This is a genomic window from Candidatus Nomurabacteria bacterium, from assembly GCA_023898665.1.
Taxonomy (GTDB): domain Bacteria; phylum Patescibacteriota; class Saccharimonadia; order Saccharimonadales; family HK-STAS-PATE-42; genus HK-STAS-PATE-42.
This window is the reverse complement of the sequence record CP060233.1, coordinates 233395-248587: the sequence shown is the minus strand read 5'-3', so window position 1 is coordinate 248587 and position 15193 is coordinate 233395. Positions and strand designations below refer to the sequence as shown.

Annotated in this window: 13 protein-coding genes, 1 tRNA gene and 1 other RNA gene; 5 read left to right on the top strand and 10 right to left on the bottom strand. The window is 38.7% G+C overall.

All coding sequences use genetic code 11. The features are described from left to right. Window positions 1-108: 108 nt before the first annotated feature. The 4 genes from gyrA to H6799_01410 all read right to left on the bottom strand — a co-directional run bounded on the left by gyrA (window position 109) and on the right by H6799_01410 (window position 7905). Window positions 109-2664 carry a DNA gyrase subunit A gene (gene gyrA / locus H6799_01425; protein USN97737.1) on the bottom strand — a complete coding sequence of 852 codons (2556 nt, stop codon included), beginning with the start codon at window positions 2662-2664 and terminating at the stop codon, window positions 109-111. Window positions 2665-2677: 13 nt separating this feature from the next. Further along, the gene (gyrB, locus tag H6799_01420) at window positions 2678-4630 is read right to left on the bottom strand and encodes a DNA topoisomerase (ATP-hydrolyzing) subunit B (GenBank protein ID USN97736.1); all 1953 of its coding nucleotides are present in this window, start codon (window positions 4628-4630) and stop codon (window positions 2678-2680) included. 113 nt (window positions 4631-4743) lie between these two features. Next, window positions 4744-7347, bottom strand: a complete 2604-nt coding sequence (locus tag H6799_01415; GenBank protein ID USN97735.1) for an ATP-binding protein — start codon at window positions 7345-7347, stop codon at window positions 4744-4746. A 66-nt stretch (window positions 7348-7413) separates the two neighbouring features. Further along, the gene (locus tag H6799_01410; protein ID USN97734.1) at window positions 7414-7905 is read right to left on the bottom strand and encodes a hypothetical protein; all 492 of its coding nucleotides are present in this window, start codon (window positions 7903-7905) and stop codon (window positions 7414-7416) included. A 926-nt stretch (window positions 7906-8831) separates the two neighbouring features. Between H6799_01410 and H6799_01405 the strand changes: the two genes are divergently transcribed. The 4 genes from H6799_01405 (at window position 8832) to rplT (ending at window position 11551) form a co-directional block, all read left to right on the top strand. Further along, complete coding sequence (locus H6799_01405) at window positions 8832-10337, top strand: YifB family Mg chelatase-like AAA ATPase (protein ID USN97733.1); 1506 nt, start codon at window positions 8832-8834, stop codon at window positions 10335-10337. Window positions 10338-10416: 79 nt separating this feature from the next. Then, complete coding sequence (locus H6799_01400) at window positions 10417-10953, top strand: translation initiation factor IF-3 (protein ID USN97732.1); 537 nt, start codon at window positions 10417-10419, stop codon at window positions 10951-10953. A 21-nt stretch (window positions 10954-10974) separates the two neighbouring features. Continuing rightward, entirely contained in the window at window positions 10975-11169 is a 195-nt protein-coding gene (rpmI, locus tag H6799_01395) for a 50S ribosomal protein L35 (GenBank protein ID USN97731.1), read from the top strand. Window positions 11170-11206: 37 nt separating this feature from the next. Next, a complete protein-coding gene (gene rplT, locus H6799_01390; GenBank protein USN97730.1) occupies window positions 11207-11551 on the top strand; it encodes a 50S ribosomal protein L20 in 345 nt (114 codons plus the stop codon). An 85-nt stretch (window positions 11552-11636) separates the two neighbouring features. Here the strand turns inward: rplT and rnpB are convergent. Together rnpB and H6799_01380 are read right to left on the bottom strand one after the other, a co-directional pair. Beyond that, an RNA gene (rnpB, locus tag H6799_01385) (RNase P RNA component class A) lies at window positions 11637-12037 on the bottom strand. A 35-nt stretch (window positions 12038-12072) separates the two neighbouring features. Then, window positions 12073-12147 (bottom strand) — tRNA-OTHER (locus tag H6799_01380). Window positions 12148-12242: 95 nt separating this feature from the next. Between H6799_01380 and rpmB the strand changes: the two genes are divergently transcribed. Beyond that, window positions 12243-12437, top strand: a complete 195-nt coding sequence (rpmB, locus tag H6799_01375; GenBank protein USN97729.1) for a 50S ribosomal protein L28 — start codon at window positions 12243-12245, stop codon at window positions 12435-12437. A gap of 59 nt (window positions 12438-12496) precedes the next feature. Here the strand turns inward: rpmB and H6799_01370 are convergent, their stop codons facing one another. The 4 genes from H6799_01370 to H6799_01355 all read right to left on the bottom strand — a co-directional run bounded on the left by H6799_01370 (window position 12497) and on the right by H6799_01355 (window position 15187). After that, complete coding sequence (locus H6799_01370; GenBank protein USN97728.1) at window positions 12497-13135, bottom strand: MBL fold metallo-hydrolase; 639 nt, start codon at window positions 13133-13135, stop codon at window positions 12497-12499. Window positions 13136-13153: 18 nt separating this feature from the next. Continuing rightward, entirely contained in the window at window positions 13154-13804 is a 651-nt protein-coding gene (locus H6799_01365) for a winged helix-turn-helix transcriptional regulator (protein ID USN97727.1), read from the bottom strand. Between the two features lie 107 nt (window positions 13805-13911). Beyond that, window positions 13912-14241, bottom strand: coding sequence for an MGMT family protein (locus H6799_01360; protein ID USN97726.1), 330 nt, complete (start codon window positions 14239-14241; stop codon window positions 13912-13914). Window positions 14242-14248: 7 nt separating this feature from the next. Continuing rightward, window positions 14249-15187: a hypothetical protein gene (locus tag H6799_01355; protein USN97725.1), complete on the bottom strand. Its 939-nt coding sequence runs from the start codon at window positions 15185-15187 to the stop codon at window positions 14249-14251. Between the last annotated feature and the right edge of the window lie 6 nt (window positions 15188-15193).

Genomic DNA, 15193 nt, shown 5'->3' with positions numbered 1-15193 from the left:
CGCAAAAAATAAGAGGTAAAATGAGCTACAGTAATTACTTAGTATACTCTACTCATCTATCGCTTATCAACCCCCATCTACTTACAATTACGTTGTAAGATACACACTCTATTTAAGATCTAGTGAGCTGTTCTCTTCTTCATCACTACCGTCTAATGACTCCTGTACCACTTCAAAGCCAGCTACTTTATCTCCATCAGAAAGTCGCATTACTCTTACCCCTTGAGTAGTTCTCCCTAAACTCGGTACATCGTTTAAAGAAAGTCGGATTACTTGTGCAGATTCAGAAATCATCATCAGCTCACTTGCCGAGCTAGTTACAGACTTAACATCAACAATCTTCCCAGTCTTATCATTCACAATAGCTGTTTTTATACCCACCCCACCGCGTTTATGCGCAGTAAACTGGTCTACTTTAGTTTTCTTTCCATAACCGTTTGCAGATATCACTACAATTGTTGAGCTCTCCACAACAATATCCATCCCTACAATTGAGTCTCCAGGACGTAGTCTCATACCCTTAACACCCCTAGCAGAGCGACCCATTGGACGTACCTCATTCTCACTGAACCTTAAGGCCTGACCATCAGCCGTCGAAAGTATAACTTCTCTATCTCCATCTGTTAGAGCTACCCAATTAAGTGCATCCCCATCATCTAATTTAATAGCGATAATCCCATTATTCCTAATATTCTTATAGTCCTCTAACTTACTCCTCTTAATCACTCCATTGATAGTAGCCATGAAGAGATATTTAGCGTGCTCAACAGAACTCATGTTTAATACAGCCGTTACACTCTCTTCTGGTTGTAAGTTCAGCAAATTAACAATAGGAGTCCCTTTGGCATTTGGGCCAACACTCGGCACTTCGTATGCTTTAGTCTGCAGAACCCTTCCCTTACTCGTAAAGAATAATAAATTATCATGAGTTCCCCCCACTACTAGCTGCTTAACTACATCGGCGTCCTTGACTCCCATACCACGCTTACCTTTACCGCCCCTGTTTTGCTTTCTGTAATCAGCAAGCAAAGCTCGTTTAATATAATCCTGGCCAGTAATGGTTATAGCGACCTCTTCGTTAGGAATTAGATCTTCTTCGCTAAAGCCATCAAGCTCTTGTGGGATAAACTTAGTTTTACGCTCATCTCCATACTTCTCTTTAATCTGAGCTAGTTCATCTTTAATAATCTTTAGAATTTCTTTTTCATCTGCAAGTATCTTTTCTAGCTTAGCAATCAACTTATTTAACTCAGCAAGTTCTTCCTCAATCTTAGCTCGCTCTAATCCAGTAAGGCGCCTTAATTGCATTTCTAAAATTGCTCCAGCCTGAATCTCACTAAGCTTAAACTTAGACATCAAGCTATCTCGAGCCTCTTCAGTAGTCTTGCTAGCTCGGATTACTTTAATTACTTCATCAATATGATCAAGAGCAATCATCAGACCTTCTAAAATATGAGCCCGTGCCTTGGCTTTTCTAAGCTCAAATTCGGTCCTTCTTCTAACTACAATTTGTCTATGCTTAATATGCTCTGTTAGTACCTCTGGCAAGCTTAAAACTTTCGGCTGGATTCCATCGATAAGTGCTAAAGTATTGTAATGGAAAGTAGTTTGCAAAGGTGTTAACTTATATAGCTGATTCAAAATCTTCTTCGGATAAGCGTCCTTTTTAAGATCAATGACTATCTTAACTTCACCCCTTGAAGTATGGTCTCTTACATCAGCAATACCTACAATTTTCTTTTCGTTGACTAAATCTGCAATCTTCTGGATCAAAGTAGCTTTATTAACAGCATAAGGAATTTCGCTTATTATTATTTGAGATCGACCAGTCTTCCCCTGAGTAACTTCTGCAATACCCCTACAAATAACGCCACCACGACCAGTTGCAAAAGCCTGCTGAACAGACTTTTTACCATAAATAACACCACCAGTCGGGAAGTCAGGACCATGAATAACAGTACCCAAATCTTCAACAGTAGAGTCAGGATTATCAATCATCATCGTTGTGGCATCTACAACTTCTGACAGGTTATGCGGAGGAATATTAGTGGCCATACCTACTGCAATCCCCATCTGTCCATTGATTAGTAAATTCGGAAGTTTAGCAGGTAGTACTGTCGGTTCTTGGTATTCTCCAGAGTAGTTATCAGTGAAATCAACTGTATCTTTTTCCAGATCTTCAAGCATCAATTCAGCATGCTGGTGCATTTTAGCCTCTGTATACCTAGAAGCCGCTGCTTCGTCTCCATCCATAGATCCGAAGTTACCCTGAGGAATTACTAATGGATACCTTAGCGACCAAGTCTGAGCTAAACGGACCATAGCATCATATATAGCTCCGTCACCGTGAGGGTGATACTTACCCATAACTTCACCAACAATCTCAGCACTCTTTTTAGTCTTTCCGGATGAACGAATACCTTTATCATTCATTGTGAAAAGAATTCTACGATGTACAGGCTTGAGTCCATCTCTTACATCCGGTAAGGCACGAGACACAATAACACTCATTGAGTATTGCAAGAAACGGTTTTCCATTTCTTTCTCAACACTCGCACCAAGTATATTACCAGGAGCTACATCTTGAGCATCAGCAAGTAAAGGAATCCCCTGCTGAACCTGCTCGTGCTCTTCTATATTAGTTAAATCTTTATCACCATCCATAAGCTAATAACTCCTAAATATCTAGATCCTTAACAAACTTAGCCTGAGATTCAATAAACTTCTTTCTCATATCAACTTCATCACCCATTAATTTGCTAAATACAGCATCTGCTCTTTCAGCATCGTCAATAGAAACTTTTAATAATACTCTTTTTTCAGGGTCCATAGTAGTGTCAAAAAGTTGATCAGCATCCATTTCTCCTAGACCCTTATACCTGTTGACTTCTACTCCAGCTTGCTTAATCTTATCTTGATTAGGATCAATCTCAGCACCCTTAGACTTTCTCTCTTTAATCAAGTCCTCAATCATAGCGTCTTTTTCTTCATCAGTGAATAAATAATTCAATTTCTTACCCTTTCTTAAGCCGTAAAGTGGTGGTTGAGCAATATAAATATGCCCATTATCAACTAATTCTCTAAAGTGTCTGAAGAATAAAGTTAAAAGAAGTGTGGAAATGTGGGCTCCATCAACATCTGCATCCGTCATGATAATGATTTTGTCGTATCTTAAGCCGGCTAAATCAAATTGCTCCCCGAGACCGGTTCCAATAGCTTTAATAAGATCAACAATCTCTTTATTGGCCAGCATTTTGTCCATTCTAGCTCTCTCAACATTTAATACCTTACCTCTTAGGGCAAGAATAGCCTGGTGGTCACTGTTACGGCCGTCTTTAGCAGATCCTGCCGCAGAGTTACCCTCTACTATAAACAGCTCTGCCTTTGTTCTATCCTTGGTAGAGCAGTCAGCTAATTTACCTGGCATTGAGGCACCATCAAGAACTCCCTTACGGATGATATTATCCCGAGCCGCACGTGCTGCTTTGCGCGCCCTAGCCGCAAGCAAAGATTTACCGATAATCTTTTTAGCAGAATTTGGATTCTCCTCTAGATAATAAGAGAAGTATTCTGCAAAAACTTGTTCAACATAACCCCTCACCTCTGGGTTACCAAGCTTATTCTTAGTTTGTCCTTCGAACTGTGGGTCAGGAATCTTTACTAAGATAATAGCGGTTAGACCCTCACGGACATCCTCTCCACTTAAGTTCTCCTCTTTTTCTTTTAGTAAACTATTCTTGCGGGCATAATCATTAACTACTCTTGTTAAAGCGGTCCTAAAGCCAGTTAGATGAGTTCCACCTTCAGGGTTAGGGACGTTGTTGGCAAATGAAAGTACTTGCTCAGTGTAAGCATCTGTATACTGCACTGCGACTTCAACCTCAACATCTTCGACCTTCTTTTGAACATAGAAAATATCTTCTTGGACCAACTCCTTACCAAAGTTTAAGTGTCTAACATAAGAGCTAATTCCCCCTTCAAAATAGAAAGCTCTGCCAGCTTGAGTGCGCTCATCTTTTACTTCTGCGTATAAACCTTTAGTTAGATAAGCCTGATGTCTAATGTAATTAACTACCCAATCATAGTCCCAGTTGATTTTCTCGAAAATAGAAAAGTCTGGCCAGAAAGTAATTGTTGTACCTGTGCCCTCAGCTTTTCCAACAACTTTCATTTCTCCCTGAGGTATACCAGTCGCGAACTCCATTCGGTGTAATTTACCGTCTCTTTTAACCTCGGCAACAAGTTTAGTTGAAAGAGCGTTTACTACAGAAGATCCTACACCGTGAAGACCAGATGAAATCTTATAGCCACCATCGCCGAACTTACCTCCAGCGTGAAGAACTGTTAGTACTGTTTCAAGAGCACTCTTGCCAGTTTTCTCGTGCTTATCAGTTGGTATACCTCGACCATCATCCTCAACTCTGATTCCACCATCGGCTAGAATTGTTATTAGAACCTTAGTCCCATAACCAGCGATAGCCTCATCAATACAGTTATCGGCAATTTCTTTAATCAGATGATGGACACCGTCATAACCGGTACTACCAATGTACATTCCCGGACGCTTACGAACCGGATCTAAGCCCTCAAGAACTTGAATCTGACTCGAATCATAATCGCCTTTAGCCATATTTGTTACAGGGAATTTGATATTCCCATGCCCTCCAAAAGTAAAATCACTGTTACTACTTACGCTTAATTATAGCACAAATTATAGTTTCAAGCTGTAGCTTATTGTCTATTTTACCTAACCGAGAATTCACCACTATCAGTCGATTGAGCTGGCTGTACAGAAGTTTGAACTGGTTGCTGTGGATATTGGGTTGGCTGCACTGTTCTCGCTTCTTTAGGGCCACCACCTGTACCTTTTTTTGCTAAGAAGTCATCTAAGAAGGATTTTGGCTTCATTGTGCTTATATCGGCCTGTGCGCTTGCTGTAGGACTTAAAGTCTCCTTATCTTTCATTCTTTCATAAATCTCTTTCTCGATCTCTGCTTTTGGTCTTGAATATTTAGAGGCAGACAGTCTCTTTAAAGCCGTAGCTATTTGCGGATTAGACTTCTTCTCTGGGAATGGTATAAACATCGTAAATGGATTAGAGGGCACGCCACCTACAAGCATTTTTACTGCTCCATTCAAGTTTGGCATCTTAATAAGATCATCTGCTGAAAATACTGGCTCAAACTGCTTTACTAACGTATCAGCATCTTCAGGACCTGTTCTAAGTGATATTAAAGATCCAACGTTACCAAATACAGCATTCTTAATCTCCTCAGTTAACTGACCAACATATTGGTTAGCCATAACAATACTTAACTTATACTTTCTTGCCTCGGATAAAATTGTCTTAACAGAGTCAGTTAAGAAGTTTTGGAACTCATCTACATACAACGTAAATGGCCTCAGATTTTCTTTATCTTGAGTGTTTCTACTCATTGCTGCTGCAGTGAACTTAGTTAAGAAGATCATACCTAAAAGTTTTGCATTAATATCTCCAGTCTTACCCTTATTAAGATTAATAAAGACTAGTTTACCTTCATCCATCGCCTCACGAATTTTAATTCCGCTATGAACCTGCCCGACGATGTTCCTCATCATCTCATTAGTTCTAAAGGCCCCAATCTTACTGGCAAACCACGAAATAAGCTCACCATGATCACTAGATTTAGCAGATGCTGGCATCTCCTTTCGCCAGAATTCCAGAATATCTGGGGCTGTTACATACTTCAATTTACTCTCTAAATAGTCTTTATCTACAAATAGCTTCGGTAGATCAATAATAGTTCCTCCCTGAGGATCAGCCATAGCAGTTAAAGCTGCATTTCTGAATAGCTGCTCAAAGCGTGCCCCCATCATACCCTGACGGTTTGGATCATAGAGTTCATAAAGCATACTAATAGCTTCTTGAATTAAGAAGTCTTTCTGCTCAGGATGCTCAGGAGGGAATTCAAATAAGTTGAGCCCAACTGGATTATCAAGCTCATTAGGAGAGAAGTAAACTACATCATCTACCCTGTTCTTTGGGACCATGCCCATAATGTCTTCAATGTCCTGACCATGAGGATCCAAATAAGCAAATCCTTTACCATCAAGCATGTCTTGGAGCATTAAGTTCTTAAGAAGTGTCGATTTACCCGTACCTGTCTGACCAACTATATACATGTGACGCAGTCTATCTTCTGCTGTAATTCTGACCTCTTTCTTAATACCCCTGTATAAGTTGAATCCCATCAGCTGGCCTTCAGTTGGCATATTAGAAGGACCATCCACTTGTTTAGAGGCCTGCCTCTGAAGTTGTGAAGTTGGAGTATTTTTTTGATCAGGCAGATGGAATATTGTGGCCAACTCAATACTATTTAAAACATCTTTGTTCATTTCCTGAGGGAAGAATCTAAATATAAAAGCAGTGATAAATTTCTCAATATCTTTAGCAGCACTGAACTTTAAGCCATTTCTACCTTCCGCGTTATATAAAGCAAGAGTTGCAGTTAGATTATTTAGTATAGATTGAGCCCTAGCAGATGTGTTAGAGCTTACAACGATTCTCATTAAGACTTCAAACCCAGGGTACTGGGTTTTATTCTCAATAGCATCTACAATAGCTTGCTCTGTTCCAGAAAGGTCTTTTGGCTTGTCATCTTTTTTATCTCCCCAATCCGGCACCTTCCAAGGAGCCTGAACAACTTGTTTAACCGGAATGTTCGCGACTGAAAGTCCTTTTTTACTTTTTTCACCCTTCTTTTTTCTGCTAGCAACACCTTTTGCGGTTTTAGCCCAGTTTTCATTAGCAGGCCTTACTAATATTTGTAATCCCACACCGTCTTGCTTATTAAGAGATATTAGAGAGTTAAGAAGTGACTGCATTGTATCTCTTTTAGTTTCCTGGAAAGTAGCTATTGGGTAAGCGAACTCCTTAGCCAGATGTATCTCTCCTCCTATTGTTCCCCCAATCTTACCTACCGCATTGAACAAGTTATGTTCTTCAACTTCTTCTATTCTCGCAGATGGATAAGCACTAGTCACTGCTTGAGTTATAACATCAATTAAAGAAACAGGAGCAGCAACATAATAGTTAATAGTATTATTAACAGCTATGATCTCAAATCCGACATGTTTTTGACCATAAAAATTTGCTTTAAAACCTTTAGAGGTTGTACTAGCGAGTATATTGTACATCACTTCCGCTGGTGCTATTGTTTCCTCCACAACATCTCTCTTGTCTCTTCCTCCCCCTTCGATATCTTCACTGGATGGTGGTAAGTGGATCATTAAAGAAACCATCTTCAAACCACGTTCATAGTTTTTAAACTCTCGGCTTGTGTTTCTATAACCAATAAAAATTGCCAAACCCACTAAAGCTAAGATGAGTAATACTAATAGAAATACAGTTAATATAAACAACATTTACAGTGGTTATCCGTCTCCTTCGGGTAACTTGATATCTTTATTAAATCTCTTCTTCATATAGTCAGCCTGGAGTCTTGAGACCGCCCTTTCCTGTAAATATGGGTCAAATTTGGTTTGTTCAACAATGCGTTTTGCTTTGCTAATCCACTCTTTTTCTATATCATCTTTGTCATCGGCTACCGCTGGAGTTTGGGCTACCACAGCACTGCCTATAGCTGGCTTAGCTATAGCTGGCGCCACGGGACTAGTACCATCATCAACATCATCAACGCTGTTATCATCAGATGAATTATCATCCGTAGTCTTACCATCACTAACGGCTTCAAAATTAGTTAACCCCGCCTCAACTCCGACTGACCCCCCAGCACGTAGCAACTCTGATGGGTCTCTTTGAGGATTAACCTCCCCTGTTGGGGCTTCCTTATAAGCTTTATTAATTTCGCCCTGAACATCACCTTCGATGGGTCCGACTTCTACTTTAGGTAATTGAGGATTCATATTTATTCTCCACCCTGTCTCTTATATTATAGAGCTCATTTTTAATAAGTTTATAACATCCCTACCACTGTTATATAGATCTTTTTTGTTTAACAAACTTATACAAAGCATTATACCTCTACCCCACAGATAAATCCAGAGAACTCATTAAATATAATCAGTCATCAAGCATTAACCAGCATTAGGTAATATTCTTAACTAATTATTCTCGAAATAAATTATAAAAGCCTAAACATCTCAAACAATAAGATCTTTAGGCTTTTATAACTTTTTTAAAATATCTTTAGTCTCAAACTTACACACACTTTTAAAAACTAAAGACATTTTAGTGTTTTATTTTTTTATTAACTTTATGTACAAAAGTTAGAAATACTTAATTTCTATCTTTAAAGAATCTAGGAGGAATTCTGAGTAACAATTAACGCTCAAGTAAAAAATAAATAGCGCTTGCCCACCCAGAATTACCTTTTAACCGATCACCCTCCGCAGCCTTTAGGGCCACTTTGGGTGTTACTTTTTGGAGATTTTTGACTTTATATTTTTGTTGTTTTTGTTTTGTCTTTTGCAATCTCTTAAATAAAATACTAGCATAAGCGTTTATCAATTTCAAGCCCCTACAGCAGACCCTATACATAGATCTACGATTAACTCTCCCCTGTTGAATACCTGTGGATAAATTATTTGTACAAAAATCAAAATAATTGTTGACTTCGCCAAACTTAAGCTCTATTATCTATAAGTAGCACTTGAACAAAATTAGTGCTCAAAAATAAAAAGAACCAAAAACACTACTCCTTCTCTAAAACTTAAAAAGCAATGGCAACTCGCAAAGTCATTGCTTTTTTCTTGCTCTTAAATCTAGAATAAAACTTAGATTCGATCTTTTCCGAATTTCCTTTAATACCAATCCTTAATCCCTTATAAATATGATCGCAACTATCTATTCTTCTACAAATATCGGCTATCAAGGAGAAAAAATCCTTGTAGAATGTGACCTAATTAACAGCTTACCAGGGATAACAATAGTTGGTCTCGGGGCAAAAGCTATTGATGAGTCCAGAGAGCGTATCCGAAGCGCAATTAAAAACTCCGCCCTGAAGATGCCCACCAAAAAGGCCACTTTAAACCTCGCACCAGCAGATCTACCTAAAGATGGAACCAGCTATGACTTACCTATGGCTCTTTCTATTTTAGTCAGTTCGGGAGAAGTTCCAAATAACGACTTAGTAAAAAGTAGCTCTTTCATTGGTGAGCTCTCCCTTGATGGTTCTATTAGACCCGTCAAAGGCATAATCTCCCACATAGAAGTTGCTAAGAAGAATAAGCTACAAAACATTTTTATCCCTAGTGAAAATAGCTCTCAAGCATGGCTAGTCAGTGGAATTAATGTTATTCCCTGTTCTAAACTACAAGATGTCGTCGAAGTAATTAAAAACGGAACAGCTCCAGTTATAGAGATCAAGAAGCCTTCAATTATTAACTTTAAAGATGACAATCCAATAGATTACGCCGAGATACAAGGTCAAGCCCAAGCAAAAAGAGCTTTAGAAATTGCCGCAGCAGGGCATCATAATGTTTTGCTTAACGGTTCACCCGGAGCTGGAAAAACTATGATGGCCAGAGCCCTACTTTCAATTTTACCTCCCCCAAGCGAGGAAGAAATAATTGAAATAACTAAAATCCATAGTTTATCAGGAGAAACAAAAGGGGTTATAACTAACAGACCTTTTAGGTCTCCACACCACACGTCCAGTTCTGCAGCTCTAATCGGAGGAGGTAAAATCCCTAAGCCTGGAGAAATAAGTTTAAGCCACAAGGGAGTGTTATTTTTAGACGAAATTCCAGAATTCCCTAGAGTCACCCTAGAAGCACTAAGACAACCCCTTGAAGATAAAGTTATTAATATCTCTCGGGCCAATCAAAACTCTTCCTATCCTGCCGATTTCATGTTAATCGCTACTCAAAATCCTTGCCCATGCGGTTATGCGCTCGACGAAGACAAAGAATGCACATGCTCTCACCTTCAAGCTCTCGCCTATAGCAAAAAGCTATCTGGACCCCTTCTTGATCGTATAGACATGGTATTAACAGTCCAGAAAGTTAAACATAACTTACTCTTAAAAGACGCCCCTAGCGGTGAAAAAAGTGCCAACATTAGAAAGCGTGTCATCATGGCTAGAAAAACCCAACACAGGCGCTTTAAAGACCTTTCTATGAGTAATTCTCGCATGACGAATACCCAAATAAAGACCTTGGCTAAGCTAAATCCTGAAGCTAAGTTATTTTTAGACTCATCAGCTAAAAAACTCCAACTTTCTGCCAGAGGTTATATGAAAACAATTAAAGTTGCTAGAACTATTGCTGACTTAGCTGGATCCGATAACATTAAAACAGAATATATAGTCGAAGCTCTCCAATATCGATATAAATAATACTAATAACACTTTGATTTAACCTTATGTTATAATATTCTCTATAAAGAACAGTTTAAAACTAGTAATAATTTAAAACTTGAGAAGAAGAAGTAGAAACGCAGCCCCTAAGGCGAGAATCAACCGTAATCATCAAATCCGAGCAGAGACTCTTCGTGTCATCTCCGAAGAAGGAGACCTCCTTGGTATCATGAGCAAACAAGAAGCTCTAAAAATAGCTGAGGAACAGGGAAAAGACCTTATAGAGATATCGGCTAACTCCGACCCTGCCGTAGCTCGTATCATGGAATTTGGCAAATTTAAATACCAGCAAGAAAGAAAAGATCGCGCTGCTAAAAAAACAGCTCATGTTACGGAAGTAAAACAGGTAAGGATTTCACTTAAAATTGGGCAGCATGATCTTGATACAAAACTTAAAAAAATGAAGGTCTTTTTAGAAGAGGGACACAAAGTTAGAGTAACTATGATGCTAAAAGGAAGAGAGAATGCCCATCAAGACTTAGGTTTCTTGCGATTAGAAGAAATCAGTGGTACAATAAGTGAATGGGCCGATATCGATCAGCCAGCTAAGCTTAATGGTCGTAATATCAGTATCATCTATCGACACAAAAACTAATTAAATTTAGATTAAATTAAAATGCCAAAGATTAAGACACACAAATCTACTGCTAAAAGAGTAAAAGTAACTGGCTCTGGTAAGCTTATGCGTCGTCGTGGGTTCATGAATCACTTCATGGAAAAGAAAAGTGAGGGCCGTAAACGAGATAATCGTAAAAGAAATGAAGTCCACTCTACAAAGCAAAAAAGTGTTAAACGTTCCCTTGGAATGTAGTTGCTAGAACAACAATTTTAAATACTAAAAAAAGATTATGAGAGTTAAAAAAGGTATCAACAAGCACAGAAAGCACAAGAAAATTCTAAAGCAAGCTAAAGGCATGCAGCGTAATAGAACTCGTTCATATAAACTTGCTAAGCAAGCTGTTAATAGATCACTCCAGTACTCTTACCGAGATAGGAGGAACCGTAAACGTGACTTCCGTAAACTATGGATCACTCGTATCTCTAATGCGTGCCAAGCTAATGGCACAAAGTACTCAAGTTTCATAGGAAAACTTAAAGTAAAAAATATTAGCTTAGACAGGAAAGTTCTAGCTGATATAGCTGTAGCAGACGAAAAAGCCTTTTCTAAGCTAGTCCAGGACCTTGATAAATAAACCTCAACTGTAAGAAATTCGGTAAAGCTTAGTAAATTTAAAAAACCCATGAATCATATGGGTTTTTTAAATTTACTGTTTGGTATTTTCTTAAAGTTAAAAATAAGCCGGGTTCTGTAAGTTAATAAATTAACTGTGGTCATCTATCTTGGCAGTGAATCACTCCACTGCTCTTAAATCGCGGATTTAATCAAGCCGTTTTTAAAATACGCCTCTAACTTCACTTAAATCAGTGAAAAATAACGACTCCACCTTGCAGCTGATAGGGTTTACCAACTCCTTCGCGTCACCGCGAGAAGTATACTTTTCACCATTGCTCCTTTAAGAAGAAGTATGTATATTTTCTGTGGCACTTTCCCTATCCGACTTTCGTATTGAAGGCCGAACGGTTGTTGTTAACAACTATCACTTTGGCGCTTAGCTGCCCAGACTTTCCTCCCGGGTTACCAAAAAAAATGGACGGCCGGGCGACCACTTAACTGTAAGAACAACAAACAGTTACTATAACCAATTATATCAAATGGTCAGGGTGAGAGGACTTGAACCTCCGCTCTCACGACCCCAGCCGTGCGCTTTACCAACTAAGCTACACCCTGATAAGCCAACATTATAGCTTTTGACAAGTCTCTTCTCTATCCTGTTGAAAAAAACGTCAAAATAACCTATAATCTATACGAGTAATAAATTTTCTATGCAAAGATGCGAAGTAACAGGTAAAGGAAAGCAGTACGGTAACAACGTAAGTTTTTCACAGCGTCATACTAAACGAACTTGGAAGCCAAATCTACAAAAAAAGACCATTATGATTGATGGTAAAAAAGTGAAACTTAAAGTTAGCGCCCAAGGGATAAGAATTCTTAAGAAAAGGGGACTTCTTCCTTCATAAAAAGACTCCCAACAGGGAGTCTTTTTATTATTAACTTACATTAGAGTGACTAATATCGCCTATGGCTTGATTACAACCACCTTAAAGCCGTCTATAGCAGGGCCCAAGCTCTTAGTATTAACCTTACCTTCAAACACATCAGGTTCAACTCCTGTAAGCTTAATAAACTCGTCTACTTTAGCCTGTGGAGAATCGTACTTAGTTTTACCATCATCAAAATGAATAGGAACAACAAACTCAGCATTTAACTCTTTCACAATTTTTAAAGCTTCTTCAGGCTCCAGACCAAGTCCAGTACCACCTACCGGAACAAATAAAAGTCTAGCATTAGCTAAAAGCTCCCCTGCTTTTTCATCCAACTCTTTATTAACGTACCCAACTACTCCAATAAGCCCAAATTCACCACCGTCCGCAAGATAAACATTAGAGCTTGAAGTACCATAAACATCGCCATAAGATTTTGTTGCTACACCTTGGACGCTAAAAGGTCCAATTTCGTACTCTCCAGCCATCTCAAACTTCATTACTCCATCCGGAAGAGTACCTTTGACCTTAGATGAATCCGTATAAAAAGCCGCCCTAAGTTCTTTTGAAGCTCCAACAAACTTATCCTGCCCTGGTAGACTCAAATCAAAACCAATACTTGTAGTCCCGACTTTTAATCTAATTGCATTGCCACCAAAATACTCAATTTCCATAAATTATCCTCTCATTTTTTATTTTAACTCGTCGAGCAAAACCTCGTGCTTACCTTGCAAAAAAGAAATAATAAACCTGTCGTTAATCTTTAATCTATACCTGTAATCTTCTTCGCTGAATAAAACGTAATTTAAAGATTTATTCAACTTAGTTTCAATACCAGATACTACTTCTTTAAATTTTACCTCATCTTTATCGGATAAATCTCCGACAGCAACAAGATCGACCCCTCTTGGAGCGTTTTTGAGCAATGACCCAGATACTGAGACTAACTTTATGCCTTCAAGAGCTCCAATCTCATCTTTAACAAGCTTTAATTTAGCATCTTTAACCACAATTCCCTTCTTCTCTCCAGCCACACCGACAACTTTGCCCGCCTTGACCTCTTTAGCATCCCCAGATGTAGCCTCGACTCTTGGAGCTAATATTTTATCCAAGCCCTCGTAAAGATCTCCTTCTTTATTAAGTCTGTAGTAAACCTTATTTTCTTTATCAATTGACTTAACTACCCCTGCATCTGCCAAATTAATGAGCTCCCTTCTAATAGAGTTAATTTGTTCATCCAATAGCCTCGTTAACTCTCGAACAAAGAACTCTTCATCTTGATTAGCAAAAAAGAATTTTAGCAACTTTACTCTCGTCTTTGATCCAAATAATTGATCTACCATATATGCTTTATACTAGCACAATTTCATTCATTTACGGGCATTTTTTACTCATTTTGAGCAATTAAATTTAACTACAATTAATAACTTAGATCAGTTTGTTTAATAATCTAGATCTGTTTACCCTCAGGCCACCACATAAGTTGCTCAATATCGACTGTAAAATCTTTGCTCACCTTAATTCCTTCGGCTTCGAGTTCTTTTTTATGACCCTCAAAACCTCCCCAAGTATAGGCCGATGCTAAACCACCCTGTTTATTGACCACCCTTTGCCAGGGTAGATCCTTTGGCCCCATATGCGCTATCTGTCCTACTTCCCATGCCGCCATTGGATTTCCGCATAAAGCCGCAATTTGCCCGTATGTCATTAATCGCCCTTCAGGTATTTGAGCTACCAGAACGTAAACTCGATCTTTAAACCCTGCATCCACTCTTGGCATAATTTTTCTACTTATAACTCAGTAAGAAATCTTTCAGTTCTCCTAATTTAATCTTAGATTCTCCATCTTTAGTTCTAACGCTAACTTCTCCAGCCTCTTTATCCTTTGGACCAACAATTAGTTGAACTGGTATCTTTAACTCCGTAGCCTCTTTAATCTTCTTACCAAGGGACTCATTTCTATCATCAACAGAATATCTTAGCTCATTATATTTAAGAGGCTTCATTAACAAAGTATCGCTCAAAACAGTTGTAATCTCCTCAACATAATCAGCGCCAGAATCATTAATTGTAAGAATCCTAACCTGCTCTGGAGCTAACCAGAAAGGTAGATCTCCACCAGTTTTTTCTAACAGGAAGCCCATAAATCTTTCAAAAGCCCCCATTATAGATTTATGAATAACAATCGGCACTATTCCATCGCCATCTTTGTCTATATACTGTAACTCCATTCTCTCCGGTACAAGCACGTCCACCTGGACAGTAGCAATAGTATCCTCTTTTCCATTAACATTTTTAATTTGAACATCCAATTTTGGACCATAAAATGCAGCCTCGCCCTCTACCTCTACGTAATTCGAATCTAACTCGTCTAACACTTTCTCTATTGTAGATGCAGCATCTAGCCACACCTCTTTATCTCCACCATACTTATCTTTAGAGAAATCCGGTAACGAGACCCTAAACCAATAGTCCACTAGTCCAAATTCATTGTAAACATCATAAAAAAATTGAATTACCTTTTTAAACTCATCTTTAAGCTGATAATGAGTTACGTATATATGTGAATCATTTTGAGTTATTGGCCCCCTCATTCTAATAAGTCCCGTTAAAGTTCCCGAGAGCTCATACCTATACAAACCGCCGTACTCTGACAGCCTAAGAGGTAGGTCACGGTAACTCTTTACAAGCTGCTCGTACACCATGTGGTGATGAGGACAGTTCATTGGCTT

Bases quoted from the DNA above. Each gene is read 5' to 3' on its own strand.
- H6799_01410 (USN97734.1), bottom strand. From the start codon at position 7,905: ATGAATCCTCAATTACCTAAAGTAGAAGTCGGACCCATCGAAGGTGAT.
- gyrA (USN97737.1), bottom strand. From the start codon at position 2,664: ATGGATGGTGATAAAGATTTAACTAATATAGAAGAGCACGAGCAGGTT.
- H6799_01355 (USN97725.1), bottom strand. From the start codon at position 15,187: ATGAACTGTCCTCATCACCACATGGTGTACGAGCAGCTTGTAAAGAGT.
- H6799_01405 (USN97733.1), top strand. From the start codon at position 8,832: ATGATCGCAACTATCTATTCTTCTACAAATATCGGCTATCAAGGAGAA.
- rplT (USN97730.1), top strand. From the start codon at position 11,207: ATGAGAGTTAAAAAAGGTATCAACAAGCACAGAAAGCACAAGAAAATT.
- H6799_01370 (USN97728.1), bottom strand. From the start codon at position 13,135: ATGGAAATTGAGTATTTTGGTGGCAATGCAATTAGATTAAAAGTCGGG.
- H6799_01365 (USN97727.1), bottom strand. From the start codon at position 13,804: ATGGTAGATCAATTATTTGGATCAAAGACGAGAGTAAAGTTGCTAAAA.
- gyrB (USN97736.1), bottom strand. From the start codon at position 4,630: ATGGCTAAAGGCGATTATGATTCGAGTCAGATTCAAGTTCTTGAGGGC.
- rpmI (USN97731.1), top strand. From the start codon at position 10,975: ATGCCAAAGATTAAGACACACAAATCTACTGCTAAAAGAGTAAAAGTA.
- H6799_01360 (USN97726.1), bottom strand. From the start codon at position 14,241: ATGCCAAGAGTGGATGCAGGGTTTAAAGATCGAGTTTACGTTCTGGTA.
- rpmB (USN97729.1), top strand. From the start codon at position 12,243: ATGCAAAGATGCGAAGTAACAGGTAAAGGAAAGCAGTACGGTAACAAC.